The organism is uncultured Campylobacter sp. (assembly GCF_938030815.1).
GTDB lineage: Bacteria > Campylobacterota > Campylobacteria > Campylobacterales > Campylobacteraceae > Campylobacter_B.
Genome location: NZ_CALHII010000101.1, coordinates 1 through 1,638, shown reverse-complemented (window position 1 = coordinate 1,638; position 1,638 = coordinate 1). Strand labels below are relative to the sequence as shown.

3 protein-coding genes are annotated in these 1,638 nt (G+C 35.7%); all 3 read right to left on the bottom strand.

The features are described 5' to 3' along the window. Positions 1-133: 133 nt before the first annotated feature. On the bottom strand, positions 134-613 hold the full coding sequence (locus tag Q0277_RS03605; protein WP_297995684.1) for a hypothetical protein: 480 nt from the start codon (positions 611-613) through the stop codon (positions 134-136). Between the two features lie 166 nt (positions 614-779). Next, the gene (locus Q0277_RS03600) at positions 780-1,265 is read right to left on the bottom strand and encodes a hypothetical protein (protein WP_297995682.1); all 486 of its coding nucleotides are present in this window, start codon (positions 1,263-1,265) and stop codon (positions 780-782) included. 23 nt (positions 1,266-1,288) lie between these two features. Beyond that, positions 1,289-1,549: a hypothetical protein gene (locus Q0277_RS03595; protein WP_297995680.1), complete on the bottom strand. Its 261-nt coding sequence runs from the start codon at positions 1,547-1,549 to the stop codon at positions 1,289-1,291. Positions 1,550-1,638: the final 89 nt, after the last annotated feature.

Here is a 1,638-nt window from a genome sequence, read left to right as displayed (position 1 = left end):
ATTACAAAGTCGCGCCGACCGACTCCGGCAAATTTATCTTTGTAATTACGGAATAAATTTAAAAAATATCAGATCGTTATATCTCATTCGCTTCTTTTCTCGAATTTATTTCTCATCGCCGCTTCATAATCTTCTAGCTTCGAATTTCTATTTGAATATCAAGCAAGTCATCGTAATCTGGGTATTTGGCGGTCTCCGAGAGCGTAAATTTTATCACATCTAGCAGCTGTTTAGCCAAATCGCTGTATTTTTTCTTAAATGTATTAAAATTTAAGAAAATCAACTTTAAATCGTCTCGAACGCCTTGCTTATTTTTTAAACCGCATCGTGAGTTTTCCTCTTTTTCTTCGATGTATTCGCTATAGCTTTCCCATTCGTCCTTATCTTCATATTGCTCCCATTCTTCCTCGCTGTAGTCTTTCCATTCCTTAAATCGCAGAAACCAAAAGAAATCCGCGAATGCATCAGGGCCGATACGTAGCGGCAAAGACAACTTTTCAGATAAATATGAGTATAACTTATTCTCTATTTCTTTGGGGCAATAATCATGCCACTCATCAATATATCTTCTGTCTTTTTGTAACTCATCAAAGTCAATCACTACTTCCGTCATTTTTCCTCGCTTTAATTATACTAACGCATATTTTCTTAAAATTCTAAAAATCAAACAAACGTAAATTAACGCAAACTTGCCTTTATTAAATTTTAGTATAAATCAGACCAAAAAGGCACATACGGGCATTTTCCGACCGGCTCAAGAGGATTTTTGCTAAATTCCCTCAAAAAGTAGTCATATAAATTTTTCCCATAATAGATGACGTCGGTATAGTATATAGATAAGACCGGTGGATCCGGTAATTTAATACACGGCATATACCTATGAGAATATAAGGTATAATCTTAGGCGCTATTTTGGCTGCTTCTAGTATAATGGCTCGCTTGCGAGATTGGTCTTCGGGCATCGGATCCCATTTTTGCGTATTCCAATAGCCCTCATTTGGAAAAATTTCATCAATAGGATCGTTTTTTAAGTACTCAAAGACGTAGTTCATAGCCTGCTTTATCTCCTTTATATTTTCATCGCTAAAGTCTCTCCAATTATAAAATTCTACCGAAATAGGCAATGTATATGACAAAAAATCTTTTAGGCTTTTTGGAAATTTAAACTCATAAATTTGCTCTATTTTGTCTATTTCGCTCTCTTTCAAACCATCGCTCAATTCTATGCCGCTCTTTTCTAGCAGCTTTTTTATTTGCTTATACATATTCTATTTTCCTTATAAGGCTTTTAGTCATAGTCGAAGTCGTCAAGCTCATAACCAAAAATTTGGATTGTTTTTAGAGCCAACTCTCTGACCTCTATCCAAGATTTATTCTGATATACTAGATAGTCACCGTCTTCTTCGCCTTTCAATAAACTCCCGTCTTTAAAGTATTTATAAATAAGCTCTGCAAGCTCTTTTAAGATCTCTCTTTCATAGGGCAAGAAGCAGAATCTAAATTTTTCGTCAAGGGCACGCCAGCATTCATCGCATAGTAGTTCCGCCATTTCTGATGGGTCTTCGTAAGATTTAGCCGTAGCATGCACTAAATATTTGACTCATGAGTATGTGAATAATTGCATCTGTGGAGGAGATT